Below are 16,636 nucleotides of genomic sequence, written 5' to 3'. Positions count from 1 at the left end.
CTAGTGGTAATCATTAGGATCGTTAGAATGCGGTGGTGGTGGGAACGTTACCGTGTTTCCAGCGAGACTTTGCACACCTCCATTAACTAATTCTGTGTCAGAAGGCTTAGGTATTTTTCCATCTATCACATCACCTACGGTGATTGCTTGTTTGTTACCATCTAAGTCTGTGTGAATAGCATAAGAAATATCGCCATCTACACCCTTAAAGGCAGCTACTGGGTTAAAGAACACCGTCTCTCTACCAGGTTTACCTTTAGTAGGTTCTGTTGCCCCAAAATAGATACGTAGCCCTTTTGGAGTTACTCCTGCTTCTTTTGATTCTTGATCTATAAAAGCGATATATGCTTTTAGCTTGTCATAATTTGCAGTGACAAATCTTGTCGCTTCATAAGGAGGGTCTTGACCTCTATATTGGTCGTTTACGTCTTTTTCTATTATAGGAGCGCGATCATCTCCATAAGTTTTGTACAAGTTATCTGCTTCTTGTACAGGGATAATGTTGTCAGGTATCTCTGCCATAGTTTGATACATTTTACGCGGTCTTTCCTTGTGGATTTATTGTAGGCTTATCACGGGTTAAAGTGAAGCACTTACTGGGTAAAAGAAAGAAGACGTATTAATAATTTGATTTTAGATAATTAATTTGGATTATTATTCATCACCAAAATACAACTTATCATTGTAATGACTACGTTTTCAGGCATATCAAAAAGAAATTTTATTTTGAAAAGGGGTTTTGAAGTTGAAGTTGAAACTGAAACTGAAATCGAACTTGAAATCCTTCGTCATTTCGACCTTGTGGAGAAATCGCATATGAGTAAGCAGGTCTGAGTAAGAACGACGAGTAAGCAACCTCCCTGAGCTAGATAATGAGATCTCTCCTAAGGTCGAGATGACAGAAGCCGAATTTGTTTCTAAACCACCACTAAAGTCCCCTCCTTCGAAGGAGGGCTAGGGAGGATGTTTCACCCCGAGTAAGCACGCACTAATTAGGAAAAGTTGAAACTGAACTTGAACTTGAACTTGAACTTGAACTTGAAATCGAACCTGAACTTGAACTTGAATTTGAAATCGAACCTGAACCTGAACTTGAACTTGAAACTGAACTTGAACTTGAAACTGAACCTGACGTTATTAAAGTCCCCTCCTTCGAAAGAGGGCTAGGGAGGATGTTTCACCCGAGTAAGCGATTTCTTTAACACAAAAAAAATCCAACATACCTAAGTACATTGGATTTTATGCGGTGTGTATGCTTTCGCGAAAGCGTACTAAAAAACTTTTTTCTAAAACTCTGCGTGACCCGGAAAACGTGGGTAAGGTATCACGTCGCGTATGTTTGTCATACCAGTCACAAAGAGTACAAGGCGCTCAAAACCAAGGCCAAAACCACTATGTGTACACGTTCCAAACTTACGCGTGTCTAGGTACCAAGAAAGCTCCTCCTCAGAGATGTCTAAGGCTGCCATTTTTTCTTTAAGTACATCCAGACGTTCCTCACGTTGTGATCCTCCTACCATCTCACCTATACCTGGGAAGAGTACATCCATCGCTCGTACGGTCTTACCATCTTCGTTAAGACGCATATAGAAAGCTTTGATATTTGCCGGGTAGTCAAATAAGATAACAGGGCACTTAAAGTGCTTCTCTACCAGAAAACGCTCGTGCTCAGACTGTAAATCTGCACCCCACTCGTTTATAGGGTATTTAAATTTCTTTTTCTTGTTAGGCTTACTATTACGTAAGATGTCTATCGCCTCTGTGTAGCTCACACGTTTAAAGTTGTTATCTACTATAAAGTGAAGCTTCTCACGTAGTGGCATTGCAGCACGCTCTGCCGCAGGCTTAGACTGGTCTTCTTTAGTCTGTCTTTCTTCTAGAAAGGCAAGATCGTCTTGGCAGTTTTCTAGCGCGTAGTTTATCACATACTTGATGAAATCTTCGGCGAGGTCCATATTACCATCAAGATCACAAAAAGCCATCTCTGGTTCTACCATCCAGAACTCTGCAAGGTGACGCGAGGTGTTACTATTTTCTGCTCTAAAGGTAGGTCCAAAGGTGTAAATCTTACCTAGACCTAGCGCGTAGGTCTCTCCTTCTAGCTGTCCAGATACCGTAAGATTAGTCTCTTTTCCAAAAAAGTCTTTGCTATAATCTATAGTCCCATCTTCCTTACGTGGTGGGTTTTCTGGGTCTAGTGCGCTTACGCGAAACATCTCACCAGCACCCTCTGCATCACTACCAGTTATAATAGGTGTGTGTGCGTGGTAGTATCCGTTTTTATTGAAGTACTCGTGTATTGCAAAAGAGAGCTTAGAGCGTAAACGCATAATTGCCCCAAAGGTATTTGTACGTACTCTTAGGTGTGCTTGCTCACGTAGCTTTTCTAGCGTGTGACGCTTAGGCGATAAGATGGTTTTTTTAAGCTCCTCTGGATCTGCATCACCTTCTATCTCGACTTCTTTTACTTTAATCTCAACGCGTTGTCCTCCACCCTGACTTTCTTCTAGGGTACCAGTAATAGCCACTGCAGCACCTACGGTAATACGTTTAAGTAACGCAGGGTCTGTATTTTCAAAATCAACCACACACTGTAGGTTATTTATCGTAGAGCCATCATTAAGAGCTACAAACTGGTTTGCACGAAAAGATCGTACCCACCCTTTTACGGTAAATTCTTGATGAATAGAATCACTACTCAGTAATTCTACTATAGGTGTATGTGTCATATGTGTTATTTTTTCGGGTTTGCTTGACAGTGGGCAAATATAAAAGTTTTTTGCCGTAGGGCGTAAGGTAAAACACCCTAACTTGAGCTAGCTGTGCGCGGTGGTAATGTGGGTTTTTAGTACGCTTTCGCGAAAGCGTAATTTTAAGGATTTATAAACCTTCCTTCCCACTCATCATTAGTCTTTGTAAACGATGCTCGTATGTGGTTAGGCCTCTTAAGCTGAAGGTATTCTATCTGTGTAGGAGCAAATGTTATAATGGTAAAAAAATGTGTTGCCTCTAGATAAGAGACTTCATCTGGATTTGAAAGGGTAGCTCCAGGAGGCTGTGCGGTGGTATAATCTTTTTTTGAATTAGGTTGCACGCCCGTGTAGTATTTGGCAAGCTCTGTTGGGTCTGTAATAACACTTGCCGTAGCGGTCACCTTGACCTGAAGTAACTTTTTAGGGTGATAAAAAAGTAAACTGGCCGTAGGGTTTTGTAATAGCTGAGCGATTTTTGAGGATCTGCTATCTGTATAGATACGTAGCGAGAGGTCGTCTTGTACTTGCCTCAGTACTACGGTGCGTAGCTGCGGGACACCACCTGCATCTACCGTGCCTAAAGTAATGTATCTAAAAGGATGCCCTTTCTTATTAATACCCAGGGAGAACTCCTTTTTTACCTCGTCAAAATATTGATCTAGCATTGCCTTTTTTTACAAAGATACGCGCTAGCGCTTAGCTTTATAAAAGTGCAATAGTCACTATTATGTGTTTACAGGCTTATTGCTTGTCTTTAGTTTTAGTACCAGTCGGATCTTCATCACCTTCACGATCTACAATTTGAAGTGCAGGTTCTTTAAAGACATCTTTATTTGCAATTTCAGACTCAAGAGAGAGTAGGAGTGATGGTAATAATAGAAGATTTGCAAGCATTGCAAATAATAGCGTTGCACTCACAAGACCGCCTAGTGCTACTGTACCGCCAAAACTACTTATCATAAATACCGAGAAGCCAAAGAAAAGCACAATAGAAGTGTAGAACATACTTACTCCCGTCTCACGTAGCGAGGCATACACAGACTTTTTAATCTTCCACTTGTTTGCTTTGAGTTCTTGTCTGTATTTGGCAAGAAAGTGTATTGTATCATCTACAGAGATCCCAAAGGCAATACTAAAAACAAGAATGGTAGATGGCTTGATAGGGATGCCTATAAAGCCCATCATACCTGCTGTAACAAGTAGTGGTAGTAGGTTAGGGATAAGGGATACAATAATCATACGTAGTGATTTAAACATCCACGCCATAAATAATGCAATGAGTAATATGGCTAGTGATAGGCTTATCACGAGGTTCATCACGAGGTAGTCTGTTCCTTTTTGAAAAACGAGAGCTGTACCCGTCATTGTCACCTCATAGCGCTCTTCTGGAAAGAGTTTATCGATTTTGAGCTGTATATTTTCTTCGGCACGCTCCATCTTGTCTGTGCCTACATCTTTCATAAATGTAGTGATTCTAGCATATTGCCCCGTACTGTCTACATAGGCTCCCATAAGGTTTTCGTCATTATCAAAACTCTTTGCATACGGCAGTATAAAGTTGCGCTCGTTGCTGGTAGGGAGTTGGTAGTACTTAGGGTTACCATTAAAGTAAGCTTGCTTTGCATACTTCACAAGATTTACAATAGAGATAGGAGCAGAGAGCTCTGGTTGCTCTTCTATAGTAGTGCTTAGCTCTTCCATTCGTTTGAGGGTAGAGAGCTTCATTACACCTTGTTTTTTCTTAGTATCTATAAGAATCTCAAGCGGCATAATCCCATCAAACTCTTCTTCAAAGAACTTGATGTCTTTGTAGAAGCCAGCCTTTTTAGGCATATCTTCTATAAGCGAGCCAGAGATACGTATTTGATAGATCCCTATAATACTTAATGCAAGTAATAATACACTTGATGCATAAATGGTTGTACGCCTGTTGCGCACCATACGTTCCATCCAGTCTACAAAACCTTCTATCCAGTTTTTACCTAGGTGCTTGAGGTGTTTCTCCTTAGGGGGAGACATATAACTATATAAAATAGGAATGATGAGAAGGCATAATAAAAATATCGCAATGATATTTATACTCGCCACGACACCAAACTCACTAAGTAGCGAACTCTCTGTTAAGATAAAAGTTCCAAAACCAGAGGCTGTAGTAATGTTAGTCATTAAGGTGGCGTTACCCACTTTTGTAATCACTCGCTGGAGTGCTTTTACTTGGTTACCGTGATTTTTATACTCTTGCTGGTATTTATTTATTAAGAAAATACAGTTAGGAATCCCTATCACAATAATAAGCGGCGGGATGATAGCTGTAAGTACAGTGATTTCATACCCTAGTAATCCTAAAAACCCAAAAGCCCACATCACACCTATTATAACCGTTACCATAGAGATAAAAGTGGCTCTGTAGGATCTAAAGAAGAAGAAAAATATAAATGAAGTCACCAGTAATGCTGCACCTACAAAGATGCCTATCTCATCTATAATGTTTTGAGCATTTAGTGTGCGTATGTAAGGCATACCACTAGTGCGAACTTTAATGTCGTGTGCCGCTTCAAAATCTGCAATGGCAGGGATGAGGTCGTTCACCACAAAGTCCCTACGGGCTGGTGTATTTATTAAATCTTTTTTGAGATATACCGCAGAGCGTACGGTACCTGTCTCTTTGTTATAAATGAGATTCTCGTAAAACGGTAAATCGTCAAAGAGTAACTTTCTATAACTAGCAGCACTCTCTGCGGTGAGCGTACTGTCTGTCATAAAAGGCACAAGGTCAAAACGCTGTGGCTCCTCTTGCTTGTCTAGTATTTTTAAATCCTTAAGTGATAAAGAAAGTGCAACTGCATCTGCCTGAGCAATTCTAGTAGAGAGCTCATTCCAAGCGGTAAGTATTTCTGGTGTAAAGAGGCGCTCGTCTTGTATACCTAGCACGATGAGGTTACCCTCCTCGCCAAATTTATCTTTAAAATTTTGATACTCTAGATTTACCTCGTGGTCATCTGGCAGAAGATTTGCCTCCGTATATGTAAATCTCATATGACGCCACTGAAATCCTAAAAATACAGTAAACGCTAAGACAAGAATGATTATTAACGGACGGTTGCGTAGTATAATACTCGCTACCGATTCCCAGAAACCCTTACTTAGAAATTTTGCCATTGCCTTGTTTTAAGCCGTGCAAAGATATTCTTTTGAGAGCAGATACTTGGAGAAAATGCGAGCGGCTTGTGGGTAATGTGTAGACCGCTTTCGCGAAAGCGTAAAAAAATTAACCTAGGTTCATAAAAATATAAACAGCTAGGCCTGTTGATTAAAGTTTTAGGTTGAAAGTAAACTTAAATGCAATGTTGTCTTCCCAGTTAGGTAAGTGGTAAGCCCCATAACGATATGTCAAACTCGTACCAAAACCGAAAAGAAGCTTATTGAGTTCAAAACCCGTTTCAGTATATCCCTTGCTTAATGAGCCAAAAGCGTCTATATCAAGGTGGTCTTCTGGATTGCGTATGTCGCCTAGCGCAAAACGACTTATAAAGACCATCTCTGGCTTGAAGCGCTTTGAGATATTAAAAGGCGCGAGTCTGTGCTTGATTTGAGCAGTAAACAATCTATCTGAAAAGAACTCGCCAAAATACATAGTCTCAAAACTATTGACTCCTGCTACAGAAAATCGCTGCAGTATGGTTTCCTTAGTAGGTGCATTTGGAAATGCGTGAAAGAGGTGGGTAATAGGTAAGTCTCCAAAGGCAATATTACCCTCAAGAAGAACTTCGGTTGCCGTTTTATTGAGTCTGTCTACACGATAAAACATTTTTGCAGCCAGTTTTGTAAATGCAAGATCGCCACCTAGACCGTCTACTGCTTGAGAGATTTGTCCAGAGATGATGGGGTGACCCTCATAAACTGGAAGCACATCGCTATCTGTTTTTAAATATTTATTAGACGGGCTCCATCTAAAAGATGCTGTCGCCTCTGTAACATCATAATCACGTATAATCTCACCATCTTTATTGTAGCGGTAGGGTGTGGTCTGATCTAAGCGTCTATGGGCAATTTGAAATTCAGATAATATTTGTGGGGTAAGTCTGTACTCTAGATTAATGCGCGTTGTGCGGTGTTTGTAAAACTGTGTAATATTTACAAGGCGAGGCTCAAATAGTGAGTACACCCTGCGGTCTGTGAGATATGCATAGTTACCTACTTCCTCGAGGTCACTATTATATGTCGCAGAGATCCAAGCACCTTTATCTGGATTAAGTAAGTAGCCTCCACCTATTCCATATTTAAGATCTTTATCCTTAAAACCGTATGCTGTGTAGCCTTCTAGTCTAAAGCGTTTTGAAAAAGACTCATTTGTAACGCCGCCTATGCCTAGTCGTAATCCCTCATAGTTATTAAACTTCACAGGGTAGGTAAGATCAAAATCAAAAGCTTTAAAGCTAAAGTAGCCTATACTAAAGTTGTTTGTAGTACCTAGTCTACGTTCAATATTTTCGGCATTTACTATTTTTTCTATTTCAGAAAAGCTTCGCTTGTCTTTGCTTGTGAGTTTTTCGGGGCGGTATTTTTGCCAGAAACTTTCTGTTTTTTCACTAGCGCCTTGGTCAAAGGTAATTGCATATTTTGAAAGCTCTTTATTTATTGGAGTGTTTACTTTAAAATCACTCATTGTTGTGGTAGACACTAAAAACTTGCGGCTTACCATATTTTCTAGCACTTCATTTTCAATAGTACCAATAGAGATACGTCCCTTAAAAAACGAAAGCTGTCTGTCTTCACTTCCCTTGTCTAAAAATAGTTCTCTACGTACAGGTAGATAAATGTTGTTTTCTTCTATGTACGTGTATTCTTGGTTCAATACGATATTGAGCTTGTCGCTTATGCGTACTTTAATGTCCTTTATAGCAAATGTTCTCTGGTCAAGAACCATTGTGCCTGTAAGCCCCGGGATGCGTTTAGGTGCTTTTGGGGTAAATGAAATAATGTAATCTTCTCCAGGAGCAGTTTCTTGAAGTGTATAGTTGTAGTTACGTACGCCTCTTTTAGAGAGTATGCCGGCATATCTATTATTGAAAATGACAAAATCACTGTCATAAAATGAGCGAGACTGTATGTTTACAGCAAAGACTTCATACCTTGGGCTCTTAAAACCAGCCAGCTGGTAGCCCATAATTTCTTCTGTAAAGTCGCTCTCACGGTCATATTGTACTAGACTAGCCTTTTCAGAAAAGAAGTTGTGTGAGCTCCCGTTGAGGCTGTCTGTGATAATCGTTTTCTCATATGCGTGTAGCGAAAATGACTCTAGCGCTTCTCGAGGGTCATTTTGTGATTTATTATCAATTGCCTTTTGCACTATAGCATCTGCTGTAAGTGTGGTTTGGGCGCTTAGTGTAGCACTGCAGATAAGTGAAAGGAATACGAAAATTATACGCATAGACATTATTGTAACGTAAATGTATCAAAAAAGCGACCCAAGAGGTCGCTTTTTGTAATTGTTTAACTACTGTAAGTAATTACACGGTCATTATCTCTGTTTCTTTATTAGCAAGAACTTCTTCTATCTTTTTGATATGAATATCAGTAAGTTTTTGAATATCTACTTCGGCATTTGCTTTCTCATCTTCAGAGGCGCTGTCTACTTTTTTGATGTCATTATTTGCGTTTTTACGATCATTACGCACACCTACTTTTGCATCTTCTGCTTCAGCTTTGGCTTGCTTTACAAGCTCTTTACGACGCTCCTCAGTAAGTGGTGGTACATTTATAATAACACTCTCACCGTTATTCATAGGGTTGAAGCCTAGATTACCATTTATAATGGCTTTTTCTATTTCTTGAATAATAGACTTCTCCCAAGGTTGGATAGATATTGTACGACCATCTGGTGCAACTACATTTGCTACCTGACTAAGAGGTGTTGGACTCCCGTAGTAATCTACCATTAAACCTTGAAGCATTGCAGGGCTAGCTTTTCCAGCTCTAATGGTGAGTAAGCGTTTTCCTAAGTGTGTGATAGCATTATCCATTGCTTCCTTTGCACTATCTATTATAAATTTTAAATCTTCGTTCATCGTAATATTAATTGTGATAACAAGTTTACAAAAATTGAGCCAATATTCTGTGGGCTTAGTTTACCGTAGTACCTATTGAGTCATCCCCAGAGACTACTTTCATTAAGTTGCCACGTGTATTCATATCAAAAACAATGATAGGTAATTCATTTTCTTGACTTAAGGTAAATGCGGTTGTGTCCATTACTTTGAGCCCTTTGCTTAGTACATCATCAAATGATATATGATCATACTTCACAGCATCTGTATTCTTTTCTGGATCTGCTGTATAAATACCATCTACACGAGTTCCTTTTAAAATTACATCTGCTTCAACCTCTATAGCTCTAAGTACAGCTGCAGAGTCTGTGGTAAAGTAAGGGTTACCAGTACCTCCACCAAAGATTACTACACGCCCTTTTCTAAGGTGGCTCATAGCTTTACGTCTTATAAAAGGTTCTGCTACTTCATTTATTTTAATTGCAGTTTGTAGTCTCGTTTTTACATCTGCGGCTTCAAGTGCATCTTGTAATGCTAGGCCGTTTATAACCGTCGCGAGCATTCCCATATGATCACTTTGTACACGGTCCATACCTTTACTTGCTCCTGCCACACCTCTAAAGATGTTACCACCGCCAATTACAATGGCAACTTCAATCCCTTTTTCGGTCACTGCTTTAATGTCTTCTGCATATTCTGCTAGACGTTTTGGATCAATACCATATTGACGTTCTCCCATTAGCGCTTCTCCAGAAAGCTTCAGTAAAATTCTTTTGTATTTCATAGTGTCTAAGATTATGCAAATATAATGTTTAAACCTTTTTTTAAAATCACTTAATGGAAGAAACCAATAAATTTAGGGGAGTAAAGTGGTGAATGAGGTTAGATTTTATAAAAGCTTACCCCGCATCTACTATTCTTTAGTATCTTTAGTTTCCTTATAAGTGAGTTAGCACTCACGCCTGAAAATAATTATTAACAAACTCAAAACAAGGAAATGAAATTTAAATTTAAATATGCTTTAATAGTATTAAGTATGGTTATACTTAGTTGTGGTAGTGATGATGATGGCAGTCCTGCTACAACGGTAGATAATGGTACCGATTTTGAAGGAAATGCGACCGCAGAATACACACTTACTTTTGACACCTCATTTAGTGAGGCAGATTTCCCGGAAGAGTATCCAAGTAATCCATCTTTTGGTCCTGTCATAGCTATCGTGCACTCGCCTAGTATTAATGTTTTTCAAAGTGGAAATGTTGCGAGTGATGGACTAGCTGCTTATGTTGAAACGGGTGATGTAGATGCTTTGGCTTCAGAACTTACGGGTCAAGAAGGTGATAGTGAAGGTTTGTTTTTTATACAGACAGCTAGTAATGCTAGCGCGGTTGGGACATCGTCTTTTGATATTACATTTACACCAACAAGAACAAGAGTAACTTTTCTAGCAAAGCTTAATCCTAGTCCAGATTGGTTTTTAGGAGCAGCGTCTCTAGATATTGTAGATGGTAATACTCTTAAAGATGAGATACAAGCAAACCTTGTATTGTTAGACGGTGGTACTAAAGTGGGAGAAACTTATGAATCGTCTTCTGTATCAGAAAATAATACTATCGGAGTTTGTGAAGATGTTCCATATGCAGATGGAGGTGTTTTTGTAGAGAGTTTAGGGAATCTGACTATCTCAAGAAATTAGTAAAATCCAAACATTCTATAAACTAAAAAAGCCTCCACAATGTGGAGGCTTTTTTTATGGATAAGTTCTAAAACTATTAAGTTAAAGAAACTCTTTTAAATCCTTGTACAGATGCATCACCTTTAGAAGCAACAAATTCTGCTACGTTCTGGCTGTCGTCCATAATAAAACGTTGGTCAAGTAGTGCCTGCTCGTGATCTAGAGTAGTGTTATCTGCTACAAAACGCTCAACTTTACCAGGTACAATTTTGTCCCAGATTTGCTCAGGCTTTCCTTCTGCTTTTAACTGCTCTTTAATATCTGCTTCTGCCTTTGCAAGTACTTCAGGAGTAAGTTGCGACATAGAGATATACTGAGGTACATTCTTTAAAGTCTTACCAAGACGTCCAAGCTCGATGTTATCTTTTTCGATAGCTGCAATTCTTGCTTCAGTTTCTGATGCAACATATGCTGAATCAAAATCTTTGTAAGAAAGTGTTGTAGCTCCCATAGATGCAACTTGCATAGATACACTCTTTGCAACCTCTGCAGCATTATCTGTAGCAGCAGTAAGTCCTACTAGAGCACCTATCTTGTTACCGTGTACATAAGAACCCACAAAAGGAGCTTCTAATGTCTCGTAACCACCTATTTCAATTTTTTCACCTATAACACCAGTTTGCTCGATAAGCTTTTCTGCAACTGTCATCCCATCAAAGTCTGCAGCAAGCATCTCATCTTTAGAATTTACAGAAAGAGCGATATCTCCCATTTTGTTAGCAAGTTCAACAAATGTATCGTTCTTAGTAACAAAGTCAGTCTCACAGTTAAGTGATACTACAACTCCGCGAGTGTTTGCGTCGTTAATCTTTGCAACAACAACACCTTCAGAAGAGTCTCTGTCTGCTCTTTTTTCTGCAACTTTTTGTCCTTTCTTACGAAGTACAGTTACTGCGTTGTCAAAATCACCTTCTGCTTCAACGAGGGCCTTTTTACAGTCCATCATTCCAGCACCAGTAGCTTCTCTTAATTTTTTTACGTCTGCGGCTGTTATGTTTGCCATTTGTATATGTTTTAAAATTGAAAAAAGTCGTCTAATCGTTTTCCGCAAAGAAAAGAATTAAACGACCTTTTAGTATTAACTTAATGTTATTTACTCTTCTTCTTCACTTGCAGCTACAGTAGCTTTTGCAGGCTTAGCTTTAGGAGCTTTTGCTTCTTTTTTAGGAGCATCTGCACCTTCTTTTTGAGCATCTTTTCCAGCTTTGCGGTCTGCAAGACCAGCGCTAACAGCGTCAGAAACAAAACCTACGATCTTGTCGATAGATTTAGAAGCATCGTCATTTGCAGGGATAAGATAATCTACTTCTCTTGGATCAGAGTTAGTATCTACCATTGCAAAAATTGGAATGTTTAATTTTTGAGCTTCTTTAATCGCGATGTGCTCTCTCTTAATATCTACAACAAATAGAGCGCCAGGAAGACGTGTCATATCTGATATAGAACCAAGGTTTTTCTCAAGCTTCTCACGAAGACGGTTCATCTGTAGTTTTTCTTTCTTAGAAAGTGTATCAAAACGACCATCTTGTTTCATACGGTCAATTGTCTGCATTTTCTTAACTGCTTTACGTATAGTAACAAAGTTAGTAAGCATTCCACCAGGCCATCTTTCTGTGATGTACGGCATATTTGCGTTACGAGCTTTTTCTGCTACGATATCTTTAGCTTGTTTTTTGGTAGCTACAAAGAGTATTTTTCTACCAGAAGCAGCAATCTTTTGTAGAGCCTCGCAAGTCTCTTCAATTTTTGCTGCAGTTTTATAAAGATTGATGATGTGTATCCCGTTACGCTCCATATAGATATACGGTGCCATATTTGGATCCCATCTTCTTGTGAGGTGTCCAAAGTGTACACCTGCATCAAGCAATTCTTTTATTTCGATGTTGTTTGCCATTTTTGTAATAGTTTACGTTCCGTTGGACATTAAAATTAGCAACTCCGTGTTACGAAGTTTAGATGCTAAACTAACCTTATTAAGATTCCGCTTTCGCGAAAGCATAATAAGCAACGACAACATTTCAATTAATTTAAATTTTTAAAAATAAGTAATTCTAAATCTCGCTTGCCATATAGCCTGAGCCACTTGCAAGTGAAGCGATATATTAACGCTTTGAGAATTGGAATTTCTTACGTGCTTTCTTCTGACCAAATTTCTTACGCTCAACCATTCTTGGGTCACGAGTAAGAAGACCTTCTGGCTTAAGGATAAGACGATTTTCTTCGTCTAGCTCACACATCGCTCTAGAAAGAGCAAGTCTGATAGCCTCTGCCTGACCAGTGATACCACCACCATATACGTTTACATTAATGTCAAAGTTGCCTTCGTTGTTTGTTAAAACAAGCGGCTGGTTTACTTTGTACTGTAATGTTCCAGTAGGGAAGTAGTTGTTCAGTTCTTTTTTGTTTACAGTGATTTTACCTTCTCCTTCAGTAAGATAAACACGAGCTACTGCGGTCTTACGACGACCGATTTTGTGTAAAGTCTCCATTTACTTGATTTCGTTTAGGTTAATGGCACGAGGCTTCTGCGCTTCCTGATCGTGCTCTGCTCCTGCATACACTTTAAGGTTGCGGAAGATTGCACTCCCCAATTTGTTTTTAGGTAACATCCCTTTTACGGCAGCTTCTACTACACGTGTTGGATCTTTGTCGTAGAGTTCTCTAGCTGTAAGACTACGTTGCCCTCCTGGGTATCCAGTGTGACGGATGTATGATTTTTCCGTCCACTTGTTTCCAGATAATTGCACCTTTGCAGCGTTTATGATAACAACGTTATCTCCACAATCTACGTGAGGTGTAAAACTAGGCTTGTACTTACCGCGTAAAAACTTAGCTACGATAGAAGACATACGTCCTAGCGTCTGTCCTTCTGCATCTATCAAAACCCACTCCTTGTTTACGGTAGCTTTGTTTGCAGATACTGTTTTGTAACTTAATGCGTCCACACTAATTAATTTTAATTAAACATTCCATTTCCCGTCTAAAAACGGGTTTGCAAAAGTACATAAAATTATTTATCACACAAACCTCTGTATCACTATATTTTGTAAGCATTTTTTTTCAATAATATATTCTATCATTTACAGTACTTTTTTGGTCTATATAATAGGTGTTGTTTACGCTTTCGCGAAAGCGGTATTTTACCCCACAAAAGTTAATAAAATCTTAAAAAACTGTTTAAGTTGTCACAACGCTTGTTTTTATAAGTCTCTCTAATATCATCAACCAAAAACAACCTAATGTACCTTACAGTCAATCGCCTACGAGCAGTAATCATTCTTTTCTTTCTAAGTTCCCTGTCTTTATTTGCTCAAGTAGACTCTACCAAAATAGCCATTGCAAGAAAAGTCTATACCACAAATACCTTTACCGGTGATGCGCCTAAAATAGATGGAAACCTATCTGATGGTGCCTGGGCTAGCGTGCCGTGGTCTACAGATTATTTACAATTTGAGCCAGATGTAGGCACACCGCCTACACAGCAAACTAAGATGAAAATCACCTATGATGCAAAAAATCTGTATGTGGCCTTTCACTGTTTAGAGAGTGATAAGTCAAAACTAGAAAAAAGATTAGGCCGTCGTGATGACTTTCCGGGTGATTGGGTAGAGATTAATATAGATAGTTATAATGACGATCGTACAGGTTTCTCATTTACAGCCTCTGCCTCTGGAGTAAAAGGTGATGAGTTTATATCAAATAACGGAAACTTTGATAGCAGCTGGAATCCTATCTGGTATCTCGCCACCTCAGAAGATGATGAAGGGTGGACTGCAGAGATGCGCATTCCATTAAGTCAGTTGCGTTTTAGTGCAGATGATGAGCAGGTGTGGGGTATACAGTCTACAAGACGCTACTTTGCAAATGAAGAGCGTTCTACCTGGCAACCTCTGCCGGCAAATCCTCCTGGATGGGTAAGTGAGTTTGGAGAACTGCGAGGTATAAAAGGAATAAAACCTCAAAAGCAATTAGAAATACAACCCTTTGTACTGGGGCAGTACGATACTTTTGAAGAAGAGGCGGGTAATCCCTTTAGAGATGGGGATGACTTTAGTGGCAATGTAGGTCTTGATGCAAAAATTGGTATCACAAATGATCTTACACTCGATCTTACGGTAAATCCAGATTTTGGACAAGTAGATGCAGACCCTGGAGCTATAGCGCTAGATGGATTTGAGATTTTCTTTCAAGAGCGTCGACCTTTCTTTGTCGAAAATAAAAGTGTCTTTGATTTTAGAGTGGGTGGTGGTGCAGATAATGTTTTTTTCCCGAGACGTATAGGGAGGACTCCACAAGGATTTACTACCTCAGACCCAAGTAAGGGAGAGTATGAAGATTTCCCTATTAACACGACCATACTAGGTGCTGCAAAATTTAGCGGAAAAACTAAAAACGGTTGGACTATAGGTGTACTTGAAAGTGTCACGGCAAAAGAGTTTGCAGAGATAGAGCTAGACGATAGAGAAGAAATCACAACACAACTCGAGCTTAGCGATGAGCTAGGTACAAAAAGAGAAGAACTAGTAGAGCCACTTACAAATTACTTTGTGGGACGAGTTCAAAAAGATTTTAATGATCGTAACTCTTTTATAGGAGCCATATTTACAAACACAACACGTAATATGGAGCGCAGCTTAGACTTCTTACATACACAAGCCTACTCTGGCGGTATAGATTTTAACCATAACTGGAAAGATCGTAAGTATTACATAACTGGTAGAGGGATTATAAGCCGTGTTAACGGAGATCCTCAAGCTATACTTAATACACAAACCTCACTTACACATTTATATCAACGTGTAGATGCAGACCACGTAGCGGTAGACCCAAATGCTACAAGTCTCTCTGGTACTGGAGGAAACCTTGCCATAGGTAGAGGTAGTGGTAAGTGGCGCTATGAGCTGGGTGGTAACTGGAGGTCTCCTGGACTTGAACTTAATGACATAGGCTTTTTGCGTCGTGCAGATCGTATTGTACAATTTGCAAGTGTAAGACGCTTCTGGAACAACTCTACCTCTTGGTATAGACAAGCAAATGTAGGTGTAGAGCAAACTACACAGTATGATTTTCAAGGTAACTTTAATCGCATTCAGTATGAAGGTAGAGCAGAGGTAAACTGGAAAAATAACTGGTTTACAGAAGTAGGTGGTGCGCACAAACCTCGCATATTTATAAACTCCTTTTTGAGAGGAGGGCCACGGTGGAGATTTAGTGAAGAGAACTTTTACTTTGCAGCTGTAGGTACAGACCAACGCAAGAAGTTGAGCGCAGTTGCGATTTATGTAAACTCGCAAGCAAAGCAAAATAACTTCTCATTTAACCAGTACGAGCTTAGACTTAACTACCAGCCGCTAGATGCACTAAGTTTATCACTCTCTACAGTCTATGAGAAAAACCCAAACAGAACGCAGTATGTATCTCAACAAGCCTACGAGCCAGCTCAATATAATACGAGGTATATAACAGGAGCGATTAATCAAGAAACTTTGAGCGCAACACTACGTGTTAATTATAACATCAACCCTAATTTTACTATACAATATTATGCGCAGCCGTTTATAGCAAAAGGGACCTATACTAATTTTAACTACGTAGCAGATAGCGAAAACGAAGATCTTAACAAGCGAGTAACCTTATTTAATCAAAACCAAATAAGTACTGTAGATGGTGGTTATGCTGTAGATGAAGATGAGGACGGGAGTGTAGATTATGCCTTTGGAGATCCAGATTTTAACTTCGTTCAATTTAGATCAAATCTTGTAGCGAGATGGGAGTATAAGCCAGGATCTGAGTTGTTTTTAGTCTGGTCACAAGGTATCGAAGGTGGTGCCTCTACAGAAGATAGCCTCTTTGACGCAGCAGATAGTCAGATACTTGGACAGCAAATCAGAAATACATTTTTAGTGAAATGGACGTATAGATTTGTATTGTAATAAAAATTATGCCCCAAATGCACCCCAAAACTTGTATGTTGGTTTTGGGGTTTTTTACGCTTTCGCGAAAGCGTAACATCTCATATTTACCTTAAGTAAATGGTGTGAAAAATAATTTTTATGGGTATACTCTTAACTCCACTTTATACTTTATATCTTTGGCGAGTT

At 39.3% G+C, this 16,636-nt stretch carries 13 protein-coding genes; 2 read left to right on the top strand and 11 right to left on the bottom strand.

What is annotated here, in order from left to right; all coding sequences use genetic code 11:
- The 7 genes from Q0948_RS13235 to pyrH all read right to left on the bottom strand — a co-directional run bounded on the left by Q0948_RS13235 (position 1) and on the right by pyrH (position 9,584).
- Complete coding sequence (locus tag Q0948_RS13235) at positions 1 to 522, bottom strand: hypothetical protein (protein ID WP_298353654.1); 522 nt, start codon at positions 520 to 522, stop codon at positions 1 to 3.
- A 764-nt stretch (positions 523 to 1,286) separates the two neighbouring features.
- Positions 1,287 to 2,729, bottom strand: coding sequence for an asparagine--tRNA ligase (gene asnS / locus Q0948_RS13230; RefSeq protein WP_298353652.1), 1,443 nt, complete (start codon positions 2,727 to 2,729; stop codon positions 1,287 to 1,289).
- Between the two features lie 143 nt (positions 2,730 to 2,872).
- The gene (locus Q0948_RS13225) at positions 2,873 to 3,418 is read right to left on the bottom strand and encodes a pyridoxamine 5'-phosphate oxidase family protein (protein WP_298353649.1); all 546 of its coding nucleotides are present in this window, start codon (positions 3,416 to 3,418) and stop codon (positions 2,873 to 2,875) included.
- Positions 3,419 to 3,494: 76 nt separating this feature from the next.
- Entirely contained in the window at positions 3,495 to 5,912 is a 2,418-nt protein-coding gene (locus Q0948_RS13220) for an MMPL family transporter (protein ID WP_298353647.1), read from the bottom strand.
- A gap of 151 nt (positions 5,913 to 6,063) precedes the next feature.
- A complete protein-coding gene (locus tag Q0948_RS13215) occupies positions 6,064 to 8,184 on the bottom strand; it encodes a DUF5686 family protein (RefSeq protein ID WP_298353644.1) in 2,121 nt (706 codons plus the stop codon).
- A 79-nt stretch (positions 8,185 to 8,263) separates the two neighbouring features.
- Positions 8,264 to 8,821: a ribosome recycling factor gene (gene frr, locus Q0948_RS13210; RefSeq protein ID WP_021778112.1), complete on the bottom strand. Its 558-nt coding sequence runs from the start codon at positions 8,819 to 8,821 to the stop codon at positions 8,264 to 8,266.
- 55 nt (positions 8,822 to 8,876) lie between these two features.
- Positions 8,877 to 9,584, bottom strand: a complete 708-nt coding sequence (gene pyrH, locus Q0948_RS13205) for a UMP kinase (protein ID WP_035325606.1) — start codon at positions 9,582 to 9,584, stop codon at positions 8,877 to 8,879.
- 213 nt (positions 9,585 to 9,797) lie between these two features.
- On the opposite strand from pyrH, the gene Q0948_RS13200 reads away from it, so the two are divergent.
- On the top strand, positions 9,798 to 10,496 hold the full coding sequence (locus Q0948_RS13200) for a spondin domain-containing protein (protein ID WP_298353640.1): 699 nt from the start codon (positions 9,798 to 9,800) through the stop codon (positions 10,494 to 10,496).
- A gap of 76 nt (positions 10,497 to 10,572) precedes the next feature.
- On the opposite strand, the gene tsf is transcribed toward Q0948_RS13200, so the two are convergent.
- The 4 genes from tsf to rplM form a co-directional block, all read right to left on the bottom strand.
- A complete protein-coding gene (gene tsf, locus Q0948_RS13195) occupies positions 10,573 to 11,538 on the bottom strand; it encodes a translation elongation factor Ts (RefSeq protein ID WP_298353637.1) in 966 nt (321 codons plus the stop codon).
- A gap of 90 nt (positions 11,539 to 11,628) precedes the next feature.
- Positions 11,629 to 12,429 (bottom strand): 30S ribosomal protein S2, encoded by an 801-nt coding sequence (gene rpsB, locus Q0948_RS13190; RefSeq protein WP_298353634.1) that lies wholly within the window; start codon positions 12,427 to 12,429, stop codon positions 11,629 to 11,631.
- A 208-nt stretch (positions 12,430 to 12,637) separates the two neighbouring features.
- Positions 12,638 to 13,024, bottom strand: a complete 387-nt coding sequence (rpsI, locus tag Q0948_RS13185) for a 30S ribosomal protein S9 (protein WP_021778117.1) — start codon at positions 13,022 to 13,024, stop codon at positions 12,638 to 12,640.
- Positions 13,025 to 13,480, bottom strand: a complete 456-nt coding sequence (gene rplM / locus Q0948_RS13180; RefSeq protein ID WP_021778118.1) for a 50S ribosomal protein L13 — start codon at positions 13,478 to 13,480, stop codon at positions 13,025 to 13,027.
- 294 nt (positions 13,481 to 13,774) lie between these two features.
- Between rplM and Q0948_RS13175 the strand changes: the two genes are divergently transcribed.
- Positions 13,775 to 16,468, top strand: a complete 2,694-nt coding sequence (locus tag Q0948_RS13175; RefSeq protein ID WP_298353631.1) for a DUF5916 domain-containing protein — start codon at positions 13,775 to 13,777, stop codon at positions 16,466 to 16,468.
- The last annotated feature ends 168 nt before the right edge of the window (positions 16,469 to 16,636 follow it).

Source organism: uncultured Dokdonia sp., from assembly GCF_947496725.1.
Lineage (GTDB): Bacteria > Bacteroidota > Bacteroidia > Flavobacteriales > Flavobacteriaceae > Dokdonia.
This window is presented reverse-complemented; position numbering and strand designations above follow the sequence as displayed.

Coding starts and splice junctions, on each gene's coding strand:
- Q0948_RS13235 (WP_298353654.1), bottom strand. CDS start 522: ATGGCAGAGATACCTGACAACATTATCCCTGTACAAGAAGCAGATAAC.
- asnS (WP_298353652.1), bottom strand. CDS start 2,729: ATGACACATACACCTATAGTAGAATTACTGAGTAGTGATTCTATTCAT.
- Q0948_RS13225 (WP_298353649.1), bottom strand. CDS start 3,418: ATGCTAGATCAATATTTTGACGAGGTAAAAAAGGAGTTCTCCCTGGGT.
- Q0948_RS13220 (WP_298353647.1), bottom strand. CDS start 5,912: ATGGCAAAATTTCTAAGTAAGGGTTTCTGGGAATCGGTAGCGAGTATT.
- Q0948_RS13215 (WP_298353644.1), bottom strand. CDS start 8,184: ATGCGTATAATTTTCGTATTCCTTTCACTTATCTGCAGTGCTACACTA.
- frr (WP_021778112.1), bottom strand. CDS start 8,821: ATGAACGAAGATTTAAAATTTATAATAGATAGTGCAAAGGAAGCAATG.
- pyrH (WP_035325606.1), bottom strand. CDS start 9,584: ATGAAATACAAAAGAATTTTACTGAAGCTTTCTGGAGAAGCGCTAATG.
- Q0948_RS13200 (WP_298353640.1), top strand. CDS start 9,798: ATGAAATTTAAATTTAAATATGCTTTAATAGTATTAAGTATGGTTATA.
- tsf (WP_298353637.1), bottom strand. CDS start 11,538: ATGGCAAACATAACAGCCGCAGACGTAAAAAAATTAAGAGAAGCTACT.
- rpsB (WP_298353634.1), bottom strand. CDS start 12,429: ATGGCAAACAACATCGAAATAAAAGAATTGCTTGATGCAGGTGTACAC.
- rpsI (WP_021778117.1), bottom strand. CDS start 13,024: ATGGAGACTTTACACAAAATCGGTCGTCGTAAGACCGCAGTAGCTCGT.
- Q0948_RS13175 (WP_298353631.1), top strand. CDS start 13,775: ATGTACCTTACAGTCAATCGCCTACGAGCAGTAATCATTCTTTTCTTT.